Genomic DNA, 14,352 nt, shown 5'->3' on the forward strand with positions numbered 1-14,352 from the left:
CCCGGGGTCTGGGCGGCCTTCCTCGACAGCGCGAAAGCGTCCTTGTAGAGCAGGTCGACCGATCCGCTGTACACGTATGTCGGCGGTAGGCCCGCGAGGCTGCCGAACAGTGGACTGACCCGTGGATCGCGGGTGCTGAGGTTGCCCGCCCACATCTTGCCCGTCGTGCGCAGGGTGTCGACATTGAGGAACGGGTCGAAATACGGCGCGGGAGCGGTGTCGGTCATCGTGGCATCCAGCCATGGCGAGACCAGCACCAACGACGCGGGAACGGGTTGCCCACGTCGCACGAGCTCCTGGGTTGCCGCGAGCGTGATAGCCGCGCCGGCCGAGTCGCCGAGCACGCTCACGTTCTCGGCGCCATGTTCGCGGATCTGTGCGGAGAAATAGTCCGCCATGTTCGGTATCACACCGGCGGCGTGGGCGATCAGTGCCCCGGGATACAGCGGGATCTCGACGGTGGCACCGGTTTCCCGGACCAGCGACGCGTAGTAGGCCCAGTGCGCCGGCGTAGGTGGCTCCACATACGCCCCGCCATGTACGGCGATGATCGTCCTTCTCGTGGGGCGGGTGGCGATCGGGGGTGCGGACGCAGGCCCATCCTGCGGTGCCATCTGCCATACGTTCCAGCCGCGGTACTTGGACATCGTCATCACGACGCCCTCGGCATTCGTTGTCGGCGGGCGCCCGGGATCGGAGTCCTGCTCGGGGGTCGGAACGTTCGTACCGGTAGGAATGCCGAGCAATCTCGCCACGATCGTCGAGGCCTGCAATACGCCCACCCTGGACTGGGTCATCAGCGAAACCCGTCCGGCGAACTGCGGATCGGCAGACGGCGGCTGCATTCCGGTTTCGGGCGCGGGCTCGGCGGGTACGGGCTCGGCAGATACGGTCAGGGCGGGTGCTGACGGGGTTGGCGTCGGCCGGGGAACGGCGCCCGAATGCGGCGAACCGAGGCACACGGCGACGGCACCGACGGTCGCTGCGAGCGCGGTTCCGACGGCGGCGCGCGCCGTGGAATGTGGTGAGCGTGCGCGCCGGCGGAGCTGATCGTCGTCGGTCACCTCATCGGTTATACCAGCCGACGCCGGACCGCTGGATTCAATGATCGGGCGTGACGCGGGTCCGTCTGCGCGCGCGGGCCTCGCGCAGCCGGCGCTCCCCGGGCAGCGGAATCCGGGGCCTGGCCACGAGATGCCTGCTCACGGGCGTGCGCAGCAGGACGTCGACGAGCAGCAGTGACAACGTCAAGACAGTGACGATCAACACGATCGCGCGAGTCACCGGTGACCCGGGAAACCACTCGAACAGGCCGCGGAGGAACCCGGTGCGGCCGAGGATGTCGAGGATGAGCGGGTGTACGGCGAATACCCCGAACGCGCGCATCGTCGCCCAGGACACCAGCCGCGTCGCGCTGCGTCGGCCGGCCCTGCGCCGGTCGTCCCACACCGTGGCACCGAGCCAGAGCAGGCCGAAACCGCAGACCAGCCACGGCAGGTTCACCGGGTTCCACGGGGAGTTCGCAAGCCACGGCACCTCGTCGGGTGTCGTCGCCCGCCAATAGGCGGTGACACTGAGGGCCGCCGAGCCCAGCGCGCAGGCCACGACTATCCCCGCGTGTGTGCGCAGCCACCGTTCTACGGCTTCGTGATGGTAGGCGGCGACGGCCCCGATCACGATGAACAGTGCGTACATCGGCGCGGTCTTCCACAGGTGCTGCAGGATGTTCGACCAGAAGACGGGAAGCGGCCGCGGTGTGTACTGGTATGCCGAGAACATGCCGACCTGGATCACCGCCCCGACGGCGATCACCCGCCAGGGATGGTCCGCGTAGCGTTCGACGATCTTGGTGATCAGCGGGAAGAGCAGATAGATCTGCATCGAGATCAGCAGGAAATACAGCTGGTACTTGCCGGTACCGCCGATCAGATCCATACCCAGGTCCGAGAACCAGGTGCGGGTGTGCGGGAACGGGTTGCCGGGGATGAGCAGGTGATCGGTGATCGAGTAGATGATCGTCCACAGCAGATACGGCCACAGGACCAGCCCGAACCGGCGCCGCCAGAACTCGGTGGCGGTCATCGTCTTGCCGCGCATGCTCAGCACCAGCACGAACAGCGTCACCACCACGAATCCGTAGCGGGTCAGATGCAGCAGGGTGCCGGCCAGATGTGAAGCCCGGGTCACCGGGGGCCCGTAGTTGATGGCGTTGACGCTGTGCGCGATCACCACGCCGGTGAACAGCGCGACCCGGACCAGGTCGGCGGTGTAGGCGCGCCCGGCGCGGACCTTGGCGCCGACACCGGTTCCCTTCTCGGAACGGTCGTCCGGCCCGGCGTCCCGGGCGGGTTCCGGTCCGGAGGGGGTGGGCTGGGTCTGGGGGGTGGATTGCACGAGAACCTTCGCGTTGCTTATCGGTCGCGATGGATCAGTCTACTGTGCGTTTGCCCCTGCATCGGCCCGGGCGGGATCCGGGTCAGGATTTGACGAGCCGGGCGATCGCCGCGGATGCCTCGCGCAGCTTCTCCTCGGCTTCGGGGCCACCCCGTGCGGCCGCACTGACCACGCAGTGCCGCAGGTGGTCGTCGAGCAGGGCCAGCGCCACACCTTCCAGTGCGCTGGTCAGTGCGGAGATCTGGGTGAGGATGTCGATGCAGTAGACGTCCTCGTCGACCATGCGATGGATGCCGCGGGCCTGTCCCTCGATGCGTTTGAGGCGGGCGAGGTAGCGGGCTTTGTCGGCGATGTAGCCGTGTGCGGCGCCCGAATGGCAGGTACTGGAGTGACATGCCTCCGGCGCGTGATCGGCGCCGGTGTCCGGCGGTGCGTCGGTCATGGTGGGGTCCTCGCTTCGGGCCTTCTGTGATCTGGGCTACGGGCGTGCCGGCAGACAGCCATCGTAGCCCCCGGAATTAGGGGAATGTCGCCGGCCCGCACCTTGTTCCCATACCCTAGGGGGGTATATCGTGGATGGTCTGAGACAGCAGACGAGGAGATGGCGATGAGCGGCGCGACCACGGCCGAGTACAAGGTGACCGGCATGACCTGTGGGCACTGTGAGATGTCCGTGCGCGAAGAAGTCGGTGAGGTCGCCGGCGTCGGCGCCGTCGAAGTCAGCGCGCAGACCGGCCGACTCGTCGTCACCGGCGACGCGGCCATCGATGACGACGCGGTCCTGGCTGCGGTTGATGAGGCGGGGTATTCGGCGGTGCGTATCCGATGAGCACCGGACGGCGGCTCGCCCTGTTTGCCGTCGCGCTCGTCGCGGTGTTCGCGGTCGCCTACGGCGTTGCGGCGGTCGCCGTTCCCGACAGTGTTGTCCACTCGTGGAACCAACGTGCGCACGATTCCCACGGGGGCGCGGCCGGTCACGGGTCCGGTGACGGTGACGATTGCCCGTCGACTCCGGTACACCCCACCGTGCCGGACACTGAGTTCGATTCGTAGAGAAAGAGTCTCACGATGAGTGCCACTACCACGGAGGTCGGGTCGAGTTATGAACTCGACATCACCGGGATGACCTGTGCCTCATGCGCCAACCGAATCGAACGCAAACTCAACAAGCTCGACGGTGTGCAGGCCTCCGTCAACTATGCGACGGAGAAGGCGAAGGTGATCGCGCCCGTCGAACTCGACCCGGAGGTGCTGATCGGCACCGTCGAGGACGCGGGTTACGGCGCGACCCTGCCCGCGCCGGTGTCGTCCGGCTCCGATTCCGGTGATCCGGCGGACCGTGAGCTGGAGTCGTTGCGGCACAGGCTGATCGGCGCGGTCGTGCTGACCGTGCCGGTGATCGCGATGGCGATGGTCCCGGCGTGGCAGTTCACCAACTGGCAGTGGGCATCGCTGACGCTGGCCGCACCGGTGGTGGTCTGGGGTGCGTGGCCGTTCCATCGGGCCGCGGCGATCAACCTGCGGCACGGCGCCGCCACCATGGACACCCTCATCTCGCTGGGCACGCTGGCCGCGTTCGGCTGGTCATTGTACGCGCTGTTCTTCGGCGATGCCGGCGAACCGGGGATGACGCACGGTTTCGAGTTCTCGCTGCAGCCGTCCGACGGCGCTTCCAACATCTATCTGGAGGCCGCCGCCGGGGTGACGATGTTCATCCTCGCCGGCCGCTATTTCGAGAAGCGGTCCAAACGGCAGGCCGGTGCGGCGCTGCGCGCACTGCTCGAACTCGGTGCCAAGGACGTGGCGGTGCTGCGCGCCGGCACCGAGGTCAAGATCGGTGTCGATGAGCTGTCCGTCGGCGATGAGTTCGTGGTGCGGCCGGGGGAGAAGGTGGCCACCGACGGTGTCGTCGTTTCCGGTGAGTCGGCCCTGGACATGTCGATGCTGACCGGCGAGTCGGTGCCGGTGGAGGCCGGCCCCGGCGATCGGGTGGTCGGTGCGACGGTCAATGCCGGTGGGCGGCTGGTGGTCCGGGCCACTCGCGTCGGCGCCGACACCCAGCTCGCGCAGATGGCGAAGCTGGTGGAGGATGCGCAGACCGGCAAGGCGCCGGTACAGCGGCTGGCCGACCGCATCTCCGGTGTGTTCGTGCCCATCGTCATCGCGATCGCGGTCGGCACCCTCGGTGCGTGGCTGGGCGCGGGTTTCGGGGTGACGGCAGCGTTCACGGCGGCGGTGTCGGTGCTGGTGATCGCGTGCCCGTGCGCACTGGGCCTGGCCACCCCCACGGCGCTGCTGGTGGGGACCGGCCGCGGCGCCCAACTCGGCATCCTGATCAAGGGGCCGGAGGTGCTGGAATCGACAAGGCAGGTCGACACCATCGTCCTCGACAAGACGGGCACCGTCACCACCGGTGCCATGACCCTGGTCGACGTCGTATGCGAGCCGGGAGTCGGGCGCGCCGAACTGCTGCGGCTGGCCGGTGCTTTGGAGAACGCCTCCGAACATCCGATCGCCGCCGCCATCGCCGCGGGTGCCCGCACCGAGGCCGGTGACCTGCCGGTCGTCGAGGGATTCGCCAACCTTGCGGGCCGGGGTGTACAGGGCGTCGTCGACGGCAAGTCGGTGATCGTCGGCCGGGAGGCGTTACTGGCCGACCGGTCACAGGTGCTGAGCGATGAGGTCGCCGCCGCCAAGGTGGCCGCCGAGCACGGTGGCAAGACCGTCGTCGCCGTCGGCTGGGACGGTGCGGCCCGCGGGATCCTGGTGGTCGCCGACACCGTCAAACCGACCAGCGCACAGGCGATCACCCGGTTCACCGAACTCGGCCTGACCCCGGTCCTGTTGACCGGCGACAACAAGGCCGTCGCCCGGCAGATCGCCACCGAAGTCGGCATCGAACACGTGCATGCCGAGGTATTGCCCGCCGACAAGGCCAAGGTGATCGCCGCCCTGCAGGCCGAGGGCAAGACGGTCGCGATGGTCGGCGACGGCGTCAACGACGCCCCCGCCCTGGCCCAGGCCGACCTCGGCCTCGCGATGGGCACCGGCACCGACGTGGCGATCGCCGCCTCCGACATCACCCTGGTCCGCGGCGACCTCCGCAGCGCCGCCGACGCGATCCGGTTGTCCCGCAAGACCCTTCGCACCATCAAGAGCAACCTGTTCTGGGCCTTCGCCTACAACGTGGCAGCCATCCCCGTCGCCGCCCTCGGCATGCTCAACCCCATGCTCGCCGGCGCCGCCATGGCCTTCTCCAGCGTCTTCGTGGTCGCCAACAGCCTCCGGCTACGCACCTTCCACTGATCGCACCGTAGTAGACATCCGTCTGTGGCCGTCAAGGTTCACTCGGACGAAATGGAGGTCGCGGAAAGGTCGGTCGCCGCGCTTTCCTCAGCTCGCTGACGTACTCGGCGGGTGTCACTACGTCCACGAACGTGCCGATCGATGGTGCGCTTTGGCGGAACGACCTGTCCCTTGTCACGATCACCTTGCGTGACATGTGGTCGTCGCCGGCGTCCATCGCGGTTCGGTACACGCAACCGTCTTCGTGATCAAGTGGAGGGTTGCCCATCGGGACGACGATGTCACCGACAGTGCCGCCGCCAGTGTCGTCCAGAACCTGATACAGGAAGTCTTCGACAAGTCCTTCCGCAGTGGCCTGTGTCCAGCGGCGTCCTGCGCGGTCACGGACTACTTCGAGGGCTTTCGAGATGACGAGTCGGTCGATGTGGGCGCTGGTCCACACTTCGAGTCGCTGATTCGCCGAATCGTAGAATCCTGTGCGGCTCATTGCGATTGCACGTAGGCAGTCGTATCTGACATCGGGGTGGGGTGCGGGCAGACTGTTGACGCTGCGTGCGATGGCGTCAAACTCATCCCAACTGAAGGGCTGAGTGATCAGTGTCGCGGCATCAAGCCACACATTGACGTCGAAGACGACGATGCACTCGGGTATGGGGGTCGGCACTGTCCCGGCCTACGACCGGCGGCTCCCGAAACGCCGGCGCTGGGTGTGTACCACGCCGTAGTCGAAGTCTGGATTCGGCACTTCATATTGGCCATAACCCACGACAGGTGCCTCGGCTTCGCCTGTGGGCCCCGTAGATCCGAAGTCTTCCCGAGCTCGGAGCAGATACGAGGACGTCAGCTGCCAACCGCCATCCAGATCGTGGCGCGCGGGCGTCGTCCGCGACACGTCCACTGAACTCATCGATCCCCCTTGCTCTGTCCCGATGTGTAGTCGCTGAGTAAGGCTTCGGCGATCTGCGTCGTGGTGTTCTGGAGCGTGTTGACGATTGCCGTCACATCTCCGGCCGAGCCGACGTGCACCGTTGCTTTACGGCGAACCCAGATGTTCGAGTATAGGCCAACCGGAGGCGCGGTCCACCGGGGTGGCGTCAGGTGAAGGGCATCGGCATCCAGTGTGTGCCCATTCAGACGCGACTGCTCCGGGTGCCGCAACCGAGCGAGGAGCTCATCGTCGCGAACGACGCCCCACTCGACCTGCACCCGCAGGTCGGTGCTGGTGAGGTCGACTAGGTTTGAGCCGTCGACCGGCAGAAGACCTGCCGATGCGATCGCAGTAGCTCCGCTGAGCGCCGATCTTGCGGCGAACGAAGCCCGCTCAGCCTCGTAGTCGTCGTGGTCGAGAGAGGAGACACCGGCGGCCGTGAAGCTGTCCAGGATCACGTCCCTAGGAGCCAGGACTTCGAGCACACCGTCAATCGCGGTCGACAACTCGATCAGATCGAGCCCGCCGAGTCCGGAGTCCAGCGTGAACCCCTGTCTCGTGACCGTGATGCGCAGATCAGGAGATAACACGGCGACGCCGACGATCTCGCCGTCGTCAAGGCTGGCAATGGGTTCGAGGTGTGCCTCGAACCATTCGAGCAGATCTCCTCGACGCCGCGAGTAGGTCAGGATCGGCGGCCAGAGAAATCGGCAACTCGTCACCCACCTGCGATACATACCTCCCGAGGCTACCTGTCTGCCGAACAGCGATCGCAACCTCGGTACGACTCGCATCTGGTCCGAGATCGTCAGTGGTATCCGTCACAATGGGCGCGTCCAGCTACCGCCTGACGTGAGGAAGTGGGGGAGCGATTCCTGCCTCGTCGAGGGCTTCGGCGATCAGCTTGATGCGCTGTTCGTCGGTGGATTCGATTTGCTGGTCGTTGTCGAACTCGGTGACGAAGGCGTCGAGGTCGTCGGACTCCGACGACACCCATTCGCTGAGCGCATCGCCCCTGAGTACGTATCCCTTGCCGAGTACGTCCAGGAACACTTCATGTGACTCGATCATCTTCGTCAGCGAGGTATACAGTGCTTGGGACTGGACTCGAGCCGCTTGAGAAGACTGGGCCGCAGCAGGCCGGCGTTGGTGATCTGATACTCCTGCAGATCGTGTTCGACGGTGTACATGCTCGGCAGGTAGCGCGCGAGCATCAGCCGCCTGGGGTCTCGGCTGCGTACTTCCCATGCCCTCGGTGCCGACGGATCGGTGGGATCGTCGAGGGCGCCTGCGGGTCGGGACCGAACAGGTGGACGGTGTCACGATAAGTCACCGCGACCACGAGTTGGATCGACGTCTTGCCCTTCCGGGCGAGGAAGAGTTCGCGGAGTTTGCCGCGTGTTGGCGTGCTTGTTGCCGTAGCGACGGCGACCTGAAAGCCGCCCTGCCCCTGGGGATCGGGACCGATGTACACCTTCTCCGGAGAGATGCCGCTGGGGACGGTTGCTTCTTTCCAAGTCACGACCTTGTCGGCGGTCAGGCGCACAAGTCATCCCCTCAGCTCAGTGCCGTTCGGTACGGCTGCACTGAAACGAACACTAGCAATCGACGAACCGGCGCGCGGAACTCTCGACGGAAAGCATCAGCGGCGTGGCGCCGGGGTGCGCGCTACACACTCCAGGCGTCGCGTACACTCCATGGGACTGAAACGAACGGCGCATCCAAGCCTTCCGCCAGTGCCCGCTCTCGTAGCTCAGGGGATAGAGCACGGCTCTCCTAAAGCCGGTGTCGCAGGTTCGAATCCTGCCGGGAGCACTCTTTCGCGTTCGTGCCGGCATCCGGTCGGCGCGCCACCATAGGTGTCGGGGCGCACTGAGTGGTTCGGAGTGCAGGTGCGCGAAGTTTCATCGCAGATCGTCCTCGTCACGGGCGCGTCCAGTGGGATCGGCGCGGCGGTGGCCCGGGAGTTCGTCGCCAGAGGGCACACCGTGTACGGGACCAGCCGCAACCCCGATACCGTCGCGAATCCCGTGCCGGGTGTCACGTATGTGCGTTTGGACAACGCCGACTACGCGACCGCTGACGCCGCGGTCGAGCAGATCGGGCGGATCGACATTCTCATCAATAACGCCGGTGAATCGCAGGCCGGGGCAATCGAGGACACCCCGATGGCCGACATCGAGGACCTGTTCGCCAAGAACGTGTTCGGGCCGGTCGCGCTCACCAAGGCGGTGCTGCCGGGGATGCGTGAACGCGGCCACGGCACCGTCGTCATGGTGGGGTCGATGCTCGCGAGTTTCCCCGTCGCGTTCCGCTCCACGTATTCGGCGGCCAAGGCGGCACTCAAGGCATTCGCGCTGGCCACCCGCCGTGAGGTGGCGCCGTACGGGATCCGGATGATCAGCTTCGAGCCGGGCACCATCGCCACGGGAATCGGCGGCCGGCGCAGCGTCCACATCGGCGAGAACTCACCGTACGCCGATGAATACGCCACCGTCGCGGCAGCCACGGCGCACAACGAGGAGTCGGGGATCACCGCCGAGGCCACGGCGAAAGCGATTGTCGACGCCGCGCTGGCCGAGCATCCGAAACCGTTCTACGCCAAGGGAAATTCGGCGCCCCTGGTATTTCTCGCCCGTCGGCTCCTGCCGCGTGAGCTGATCCTGGCGGTGACCGCCCGCAAGCACGGGCTGTCCTGGATCCGCTTGTGACGACACCGATCACCATCCGGGTCATCGGTATCGGCCCGGGCGGTCCCGAACATGTCACCTTCGCCGCCGCCGACGCGATGGCCGGCGTCGACGCATTCCTGTTCCTGGACAAGGGGTCAGCCAAACAATCACTACTCGACGCACGCCGCGAGATCCTCGATCGTTATGCGCCGCAAGGCTATCGGCTGATAGAGATCGATGACCCGCCACGCGACCGCAACCCCGCCGACTATGCCGCCGAGGTGCGTCGTTGGCATGCCGCCCGCGCGTCGGCAATCGAGCAGGTGTTGCTCGATGAGATCGGCGAAGGTGGGGTGGCCGCGTTCCTGGCGTGGGGCGACCCGGCGCTCTATGACAGCACGCTGCGGATTGTCGACGACATCGCCGAACGCGGCGTCCTGTCTCCCGAAGTCACCGTGATCCCCGGCGTCACCAGCATCAGCGCGTTGACTGCGGCGCACCGGATTCCGCTCAACCGAATCGGGGAGCCGATCCACATCACCACCGGTCGACTTCTCGCGAGCACCCCGGAGGGCGCCGCGGCCAACCAGGTGGTGATGCTCGACTCATTCCTGGCGTTCCGGGAGACCGCCTACCCCGACGACCACATCTGGTGGGGTGCCTACGTCGGCACCGCCGACGAGATCCTGATCAGCGGGCGCGTCGCCGACGTTGCCGATCAGATAGCCGAAACCCGTGACAGGGCAAGGGATTCGATGGGCTGGTTGATGGATGTGTACCTGCTGCGCAAAGCCGAGTCACCAGATCTCGGCGAGTGAGGCGAGCATGTCTTCGCGGAGTTCGGTGCGGCAGATGACGAAATCGGGCATGTAGGGATAGGGCTGGTTGTAGACGATCGGCGCGCCGTCGAGCCTGCTGCAATGCAATCCGGCGGCCAGCGCCACTCCGACGGGGGCGCAGTTGTCCCACTCGTACTGGCCGCCCGCATGCACGTAGGCGTCGGCCTCGCCGGTGACCACCGCCATCGCCTTGGCACCGGCGGACCCGATCGGGATCGGTTCGAGCTTGAGTTCGCGCGCCACCCACGACACCTCGTACGAGGCGTACCGCGATGTCGCGATCCGACCGCTCAGCGGTCCGTCGGCGGGCTCGACGGTGTCCGAACGGAACAGCCGCCCGCGCGCGGGCAACGACACCGCGGCCTCGGTGACCTTGCCGTTCCCGGTCAGTGCCACATGTACCGCCCAGTCGCCGGTGCCCCCGGCGAACTGCCGGGTACCGTCGAGGGGGTCGATGATCCACACCCGGTCGGCGGTGGCCCGGTCGCCGACGTCGGCGGCCTCCTCGGACAGGATCGCGTCGGTGGGACGATGCCGGGCCAGCACGCTCGCGATCCACGCCTGCGCCATCGTGTCGCCGACGTCGCCGAGATGCCGACCCGACAGCAGACCGCCGTGGCGGACCCCGAGCAGGATCTCACCCGCACCCTCGGCGATCCGGGCGGCCAACTCGGCATCGGAAAGCCCGGACGCGGAAAACCCGGGCCCCGGGACGGAAGGCGCTGAGTGCATCTCCTAACTAGAGCACACTGGTAGCCATGCCCGAACTTCCCGAGGTCGGCGCCATCGCCGCGTTTCTCGACGACCGCATCGCCGGACTGCCCATCCGCCGCGTCGACGTTGCTTCGCTTGCCGTGCTCAAGACCGCCGATCCGCCGTACACGGCGTTGACCGGCCGGACAGTCGTGTCGGCAGGCCGGATAGGCAAGTATCTGCTCATCCGTACCGTCCCAGGCGACGCGGACACCCCAGCAGACCACTCTGCCGACGATCCCGACGAGGTGATCTACCTGGTCATCCACCTGTCCCGGGCGGGCTGGCTGCGCTGGAGCGGGAAACTCTCACAGGTGCCGCCCAAACCGGGCGGCAAAGGCCCGATCGCGCTTCGGGTGCATTGCGGGTTGCCCGGTGAGGGATTCGACGTCACCGAGGCCGGCACCCAGAAACGGCTGGCCGTGTGGGTTGTGCGCGACCCGAAGGATGTGGAGCGGATCGCCACGCTCGGCCCCGACGCACTCGGCCTCGGCCGCGAACGCTTCGGTGAGATCCTGGGCGGCTCGCGGGCACGGATCAAGAATCTGCTCACCGACCAGCGGGTCATTGCCGGCATCGGCAACGCCTACTCGGACGAGATCCTGCATGTGGCCGGACTCTCCCCGTTCGCCACATCGAACACGCTCGATGAGACCAAGGTCGACGGCCTCTACGCGGCGATGCGCTCGGTGCTCACCGACGCCGTCACCCGGCTCGACGAGGCGTCGGTGGCGACGATGAAAGCGGAGAAGCGGACAGGTCTACGCGTGCACGCCCGCACGGGCCTACCGTGCCCGGAATGCGACGACACAGTGAGGGAGGTGGCGTTCGCCGACCGCTCGTTCCAGTATTGCCCGAAGTGCCAGACCGGCGGCAAGATCCTCGCCGACCGCAGGATGTCCCGGCTCCTCAAATGAGTGTTCTTACCAGTCGGTAAGATCACCCGCATGACCACTCGCCAGAAGATCCTCATCACCGGCGCCAGCTCGGGCCTCGGCGAAGGCATGGCCCGCCGGTACGCGGCGCAGGGCCGCTCGCTCGCCCTCGCCGCGCGCCGCATCGACCGTCTCGACGAACTCGCCGACGAGCTACGCCCCGCCGCCGCGCAGGTGGCCGTCGCCGAACTCGACGTCGCCGACACCGACGCCGTCCCGGTCGTCTTCGGCAAACTGCGTGACGAACTCGGTGGCCTTGACCGTGTCATCGTCAACGCCGGTCTGGGCAAGGGCGCCCCGATGGGTACCGGCAAGGCGCACGCCAACATCGAGACGGTGCAGACGAATCTGATCGGCGCCATCGCGCAGATCGATGCGGCGCTGGAGATCTTCCGTGAACAGAACCATGGCCATCTCGTGCTGATCAGCTCGATCGCCGGCGTGCGCGGCCAGCCGAAGGCGCAGACGGCCTACTCGGCATCGAAGGCGGGCCTGACCGCGATCGGTGAGGGCTTGCAGACCGAGTTCGCCGGCAAACCCATCAAGGTGTCGGTGATCGCCCCCGGCTATATCGACACCGCCATCAACCGCAGCGTCAAGACCAAGTTGAAGGCCGATCTGGACAGCGGCGTGGACGCCTTGGTCAAGGCCATCGACAACGAAAAGCAGTGGGCGCCGGTCCCGACCTGGCCGTGGCTACCGATCGCCGCAGCCCTACGCCACCTCCCCCAGTCGGTCACCCGCCACCTCGGCTGAGCCCGCCCGGGCAAGGGCAATATGCCCTCGCCGACCGCGATATCTCCAGAAAATTTCGTCAGGCTTGGCGGCCGCGGTGGTGGCGGTACCAGCGGACCAGGTTATCGGTGGACGAATCTGCTTGGGGCGCAGGGGGTTCGGGGGCGGTGATCACGTCCAGAAGTTCCTTGGCCGAGGTCTTGCCCAACTCGACACCCCACTGGTCGAACGGGTTGATGCCCCAGATCATGCCCTCGACAAACACCTGATGTTCGTACAGGGCGATCAACTGGCCGATCACCGACGGCGTCAGCTCGGGTGCCAGGATCGACGTCGACGGCCGGTTGCCCGGCATCACCTTGTGTGCCACCACATGTGGGTCGACGCCCTCGGCGGCGATCTCGTCGGCGGTCTTGCCGAAGGCGAGCACCTTGGTCTGCGCGAAGTAGTTGCTCATCAGCAGGTCGTGCATCGACCCGGCGTCGGCGTCGACGATGTCATCGGTGGGCCGTGCGAATCCGATGAAGTCCGACGGCACGACCCGGGTGCCCTGGTGCAGCAGCTGATAGAACGCATGCTGACCGTTGGTGCCCGGCTCGCCCCAGAAGATCTCGCCGGTGTCGGTGGTGACGTGGTGCCCGTGCGCGGTCACCGACTTGCCGTTGGACTCCATCGTGAGCTGCTGAAGATAGGCCGCGAAGCGCGCCATGTCGTTGGAGTACGGCAGCACCACCCGCGACTGCATGTCCCAGAAGTTGGTGTACCACAAGCCGATCAGGCCCAGGATCACCGGCGCGTTCCGTTCCAGCGGCTGGGTGCGGAAATGTTCGTCGACGGCGTGGAAGCCGCTCAGGAACTCGGCGAAGCGATCCTTGCCGACTGCGGCCATCACCGACAGACCGATTGCCGAATCCACCGAGTACCGGCCGCCGACCCAATCCCAGAAGCCGAACATGTTGGCGGTGTCGATACCGAACGCGGACACCTTGTCGGCATTGGTGGATACCGCGACGAAGTGCTTGGCGACGGCGTCGGCCGAGTCGGTGCCGAGTTGTTCCAGCAGCCAGGTGCGTGCCGCAGCGGCGTTGGTGAGTGTCTCCAGCGTGCCGAACGTCTTCGAGGCGATGATGAACAGCGTCGTCTCGGCATCGAGGGTGGCCAGGGTGCCCACCAGGTCGGCAGGGTCGACGTTGGACACGAAATGGCAGCGCGGGCCGTCGACATAATGCCGCAGAGCCTGATACACCATGGCGGGACCGAGGTCTGAGCCGCCGATGCCGATGTTGACGACGTCGGTGATGGCCTTTCCGGTATATCCAGTCCATTCGCCGCTGCGCACCCGGTCGGTGAACTCGCCCATCGCGGTCAGTACCTCATGCACGTCGTGCACTACGTCCTGTCCGTCGACGGTCAGCTGCGCGTCGGCGGGTAGCCGCAGCGCGGTGTGCAGCACAGCCCGATCCTCGGAGGTGTTGATGTGCCTGCCGGTGAACATGTCCTCGCGCAGATCCTCGAGCCCCGCCTCGCGGGCCAGGCTCATCAGCAACTCGAGGGTCTCGCGCAGCACCCGGTGCTTGGAGTAGTCGATGTGCAGGTCACCCACGTCGACGGTGAGTTCGCTGCCGCGCTTGGGGTCGACCACGAACACCTCGCGCAGGTGCATGGCGAACACATGTGGCTGGTGCGCGGCGAGCGCCTGCCAGGATTGCGTCGCGGTGATGTCGTCGTTGTCGCTGCTGATGAACCCGGAGACCTCGCTCATGGCAACCACCCTATGTGGTGGGGGACTC

At 66.5% G+C, this 14,352-nt stretch carries 17 protein-coding genes and 1 tRNA gene; 8 read left to right on the forward strand and 10 right to left on the reverse strand.

Annotated elements, in window-relative coordinates; all coding sequences use genetic code 11:
- From KDB67_RS04150 to KDB67_RS04160, 3 genes are all read right to left on the reverse strand, one after another.
- A partial coding sequence (locus KDB67_RS04150; RefSeq protein WP_291012752.1) for an alpha/beta hydrolase fold domain-containing protein occupies nt 1-1,064 on the reverse strand: 1,064 nt, incomplete at its 3' end.
- Nucleotides 1,065-1,101: 37 nt separating this feature from the next.
- Complete coding sequence (locus tag KDB67_RS04155; RefSeq protein ID WP_291012755.1) at nt 1,102-2,394, reverse strand: acyltransferase; 1,293 nt, start codon at nt 2,392-2,394, stop codon at nt 1,102-1,104.
- 82 nt (nt 2,395-2,476) lie between these two features.
- Entirely contained in the window at nt 2,477-2,836 is a 360-nt protein-coding gene (locus KDB67_RS04160; RefSeq protein ID WP_291012758.1) for a metal-sensitive transcriptional regulator, read from the reverse strand.
- A gap of 165 nt (nt 2,837-3,001) precedes the next feature.
- Here KDB67_RS04160 and KDB67_RS04165 point away from each other — a divergent pair, with 165 nt between their 5' ends.
- From KDB67_RS04165 to KDB67_RS04175, 3 genes are read left to right on the forward strand one after another with little or no spacing between them, the layout of a single operon-like run.
- Complete coding sequence (locus tag KDB67_RS04165) at nt 3,002-3,223, forward strand: heavy-metal-associated domain-containing protein (RefSeq protein ID WP_291012761.1); 222 nt, start codon at nt 3,002-3,004, stop codon at nt 3,221-3,223.
- Nucleotides 3,220-3,447 carry a hypothetical protein gene (locus KDB67_RS04170; RefSeq protein ID WP_291012763.1) on the forward strand — a complete coding sequence of 76 codons (228 nt, stop codon included), beginning with the start codon at nt 3,220-3,222 and terminating at the stop codon, nt 3,445-3,447. The genes KDB67_RS04165 and KDB67_RS04170 overlap by 4 nt, the downstream gene beginning before the upstream one ends.
- Before the next feature lie 15 nt (nt 3,448-3,462).
- Nucleotides 3,463-5,700, forward strand: coding sequence for a heavy metal translocating P-type ATPase (locus KDB67_RS04175; protein ID WP_291012765.1), 2,238 nt, complete (start codon nt 3,463-3,465; stop codon nt 5,698-5,700).
- Between the two features lie 31 nt (nt 5,701-5,731).
- Here the strand turns inward: KDB67_RS04175 and KDB67_RS04180 are convergent, their stop codons facing one another.
- The 5 genes from KDB67_RS04180 to KDB67_RS04200 form a co-directional block, all read right to left on the reverse strand.
- The gene (locus KDB67_RS04180) at nt 5,732-6,319 is read right to left on the reverse strand and encodes a hypothetical protein (protein ID WP_291012768.1); all 588 of its coding nucleotides are present in this window, start codon (nt 6,317-6,319) and stop codon (nt 5,732-5,734) included.
- A 284-nt stretch (nt 6,320-6,603) separates the two neighbouring features.
- A complete protein-coding gene (locus KDB67_RS04185; protein WP_291012771.1) occupies nt 6,604-7,350 on the reverse strand; it encodes a hypothetical protein in 747 nt (248 codons plus the stop codon).
- Nucleotides 7,351-7,468: 118 nt separating this feature from the next.
- Nucleotides 7,469-7,699: a hypothetical protein gene (locus KDB67_RS04190; protein WP_291012773.1), complete on the reverse strand. Its 231-nt coding sequence runs from the start codon at nt 7,697-7,699 to the stop codon at nt 7,469-7,471.
- Between the two features lie 5 nt (nt 7,700-7,704).
- Nucleotides 7,705-7,842, reverse strand: a complete 138-nt coding sequence (locus KDB67_RS04195; protein ID WP_291012776.1) for a hypothetical protein — start codon at nt 7,840-7,842, stop codon at nt 7,705-7,707.
- The gene (locus KDB67_RS04200) at nt 7,842-8,150 is read right to left on the reverse strand and encodes a hypothetical protein (protein ID WP_291012778.1); all 309 of its coding nucleotides are present in this window, start codon (nt 8,148-8,150) and stop codon (nt 7,842-7,844) included. The genes KDB67_RS04195 and KDB67_RS04200 overlap by 1 nt, the downstream gene beginning before the upstream one ends.
- 220 nt (nt 8,151-8,370) lie before the next feature.
- Here KDB67_RS04200 and KDB67_RS04205 point away from each other — a divergent pair.
- The 3 genes from KDB67_RS04205 (at nt 8,371) to cobF (ending at nt 10,118) form a co-directional block, all read left to right on the forward strand.
- Nucleotides 8,371-8,443, forward strand: a tRNA-Arg gene (locus tag KDB67_RS04205).
- A 77-nt stretch (nt 8,444-8,520) separates the two neighbouring features.
- Complete coding sequence (locus KDB67_RS04210) at nt 8,521-9,339, forward strand: SDR family NAD(P)-dependent oxidoreductase (protein WP_291012781.1); 819 nt, start codon at nt 8,521-8,523, stop codon at nt 9,337-9,339.
- Nucleotides 9,336-10,118 (forward strand): precorrin-6A synthase (deacetylating), encoded by a 783-nt coding sequence (cobF, locus tag KDB67_RS04215; protein ID WP_291012783.1) that lies wholly within the window; start codon nt 9,336-9,338, stop codon nt 10,116-10,118. The genes KDB67_RS04210 and cobF overlap by 4 nt, the downstream gene beginning before the upstream one ends.
- Here the strand turns inward: cobF and KDB67_RS04220 are convergent.
- Nucleotides 10,098-10,871 carry a 3'(2'),5'-bisphosphate nucleotidase CysQ gene (locus tag KDB67_RS04220; protein WP_291012785.1) on the reverse strand — a complete coding sequence of 258 codons (774 nt, stop codon included), beginning with the start codon at nt 10,869-10,871 and terminating at the stop codon, nt 10,098-10,100. The two genes, cobF and KDB67_RS04220, sit on opposite strands and share 21 nt — an antisense overlap.
- Nucleotides 10,872-10,897: 26 nt before the next feature.
- Between KDB67_RS04220 and KDB67_RS04225 the strand changes: the two genes are divergently transcribed.
- Nucleotides 10,898-11,809, forward strand: coding sequence for a DNA-formamidopyrimidine glycosylase family protein (locus tag KDB67_RS04225; RefSeq protein ID WP_291012788.1), 912 nt, complete (start codon nt 10,898-10,900; stop codon nt 11,807-11,809).
- Nucleotides 11,810-11,839: 30 nt separating this feature from the next.
- Nucleotides 11,840-12,583, forward strand: a complete 744-nt coding sequence (locus tag KDB67_RS04230; RefSeq protein WP_291012790.1) for an SDR family oxidoreductase — start codon at nt 11,840-11,842, stop codon at nt 12,581-12,583.
- 58 nt (nt 12,584-12,641) lie between these two features.
- On the opposite strand, the gene pgi is transcribed toward KDB67_RS04230, so the two are convergent.
- Nucleotides 12,642-14,324, reverse strand: coding sequence for a glucose-6-phosphate isomerase (gene pgi / locus KDB67_RS04235; RefSeq protein WP_291012793.1), 1,683 nt, complete (start codon nt 14,322-14,324; stop codon nt 12,642-12,644).
- Nucleotides 14,325-14,352 lie beyond the last annotated feature (28 nt).

Source organism: Gordonia sp. (in: high G+C Gram-positive bacteria), assembly GCF_020438995.1.
Lineage (GTDB): Bacteria > Actinomycetota > Actinomycetes > Mycobacteriales > Mycobacteriaceae > Gordonia.

What these genes read in the sequence shown, in the direction of transcription:
- KDB67_RS04160 (WP_291012758.1), bottom strand. Translation starts at nt 2,836, where the DNA reads ATGACCGACGCACCGCCGGACACCGGCGCCGATCACGCGCCGGAGGCA.
- KDB67_RS04225 (WP_291012788.1), top strand. Translation starts at nt 10,898, where the DNA reads ATGCCCGAACTTCCCGAGGTCGGCGCCATCGCCGCGTTTCTCGACGAC.
- KDB67_RS04175 (WP_291012765.1), top strand. Translation starts at nt 3,463, where the DNA reads ATGAGTGCCACTACCACGGAGGTCGGGTCGAGTTATGAACTCGACATC.
- pgi (WP_291012793.1), bottom strand. Translation starts at nt 14,324, where the DNA reads ATGAGCGAGGTCTCCGGGTTCATCAGCAGCGACAACGACGACATCACC.
- KDB67_RS04230 (WP_291012790.1), top strand. Translation starts at nt 11,840, where the DNA reads ATGACCACTCGCCAGAAGATCCTCATCACCGGCGCCAGCTCGGGCCTC.
- KDB67_RS04170 (WP_291012763.1), top strand. Translation starts at nt 3,220, where the DNA reads ATGAGCACCGGACGGCGGCTCGCCCTGTTTGCCGTCGCGCTCGTCGCG.
- KDB67_RS04195 (WP_291012776.1), bottom strand. Translation starts at nt 7,842, where the DNA reads ATGCTCGCGCGCTACCTGCCGAGCATGTACACCGTCGAACACGATCTG.
- KDB67_RS04220 (WP_291012785.1), bottom strand. Translation starts at nt 10,871, where the DNA reads ATGCACTCAGCGCCTTCCGTCCCGGGGCCCGGGTTTTCCGCGTCCGGG.
- KDB67_RS04190 (WP_291012773.1), bottom strand. Translation starts at nt 7,699, where the DNA reads ATGATCGAGTCACATGAAGTGTTCCTGGACGTACTCGGCAAGGGATAC.
- KDB67_RS04165 (WP_291012761.1), top strand. Translation starts at nt 3,002, where the DNA reads ATGAGCGGCGCGACCACGGCCGAGTACAAGGTGACCGGCATGACCTGT.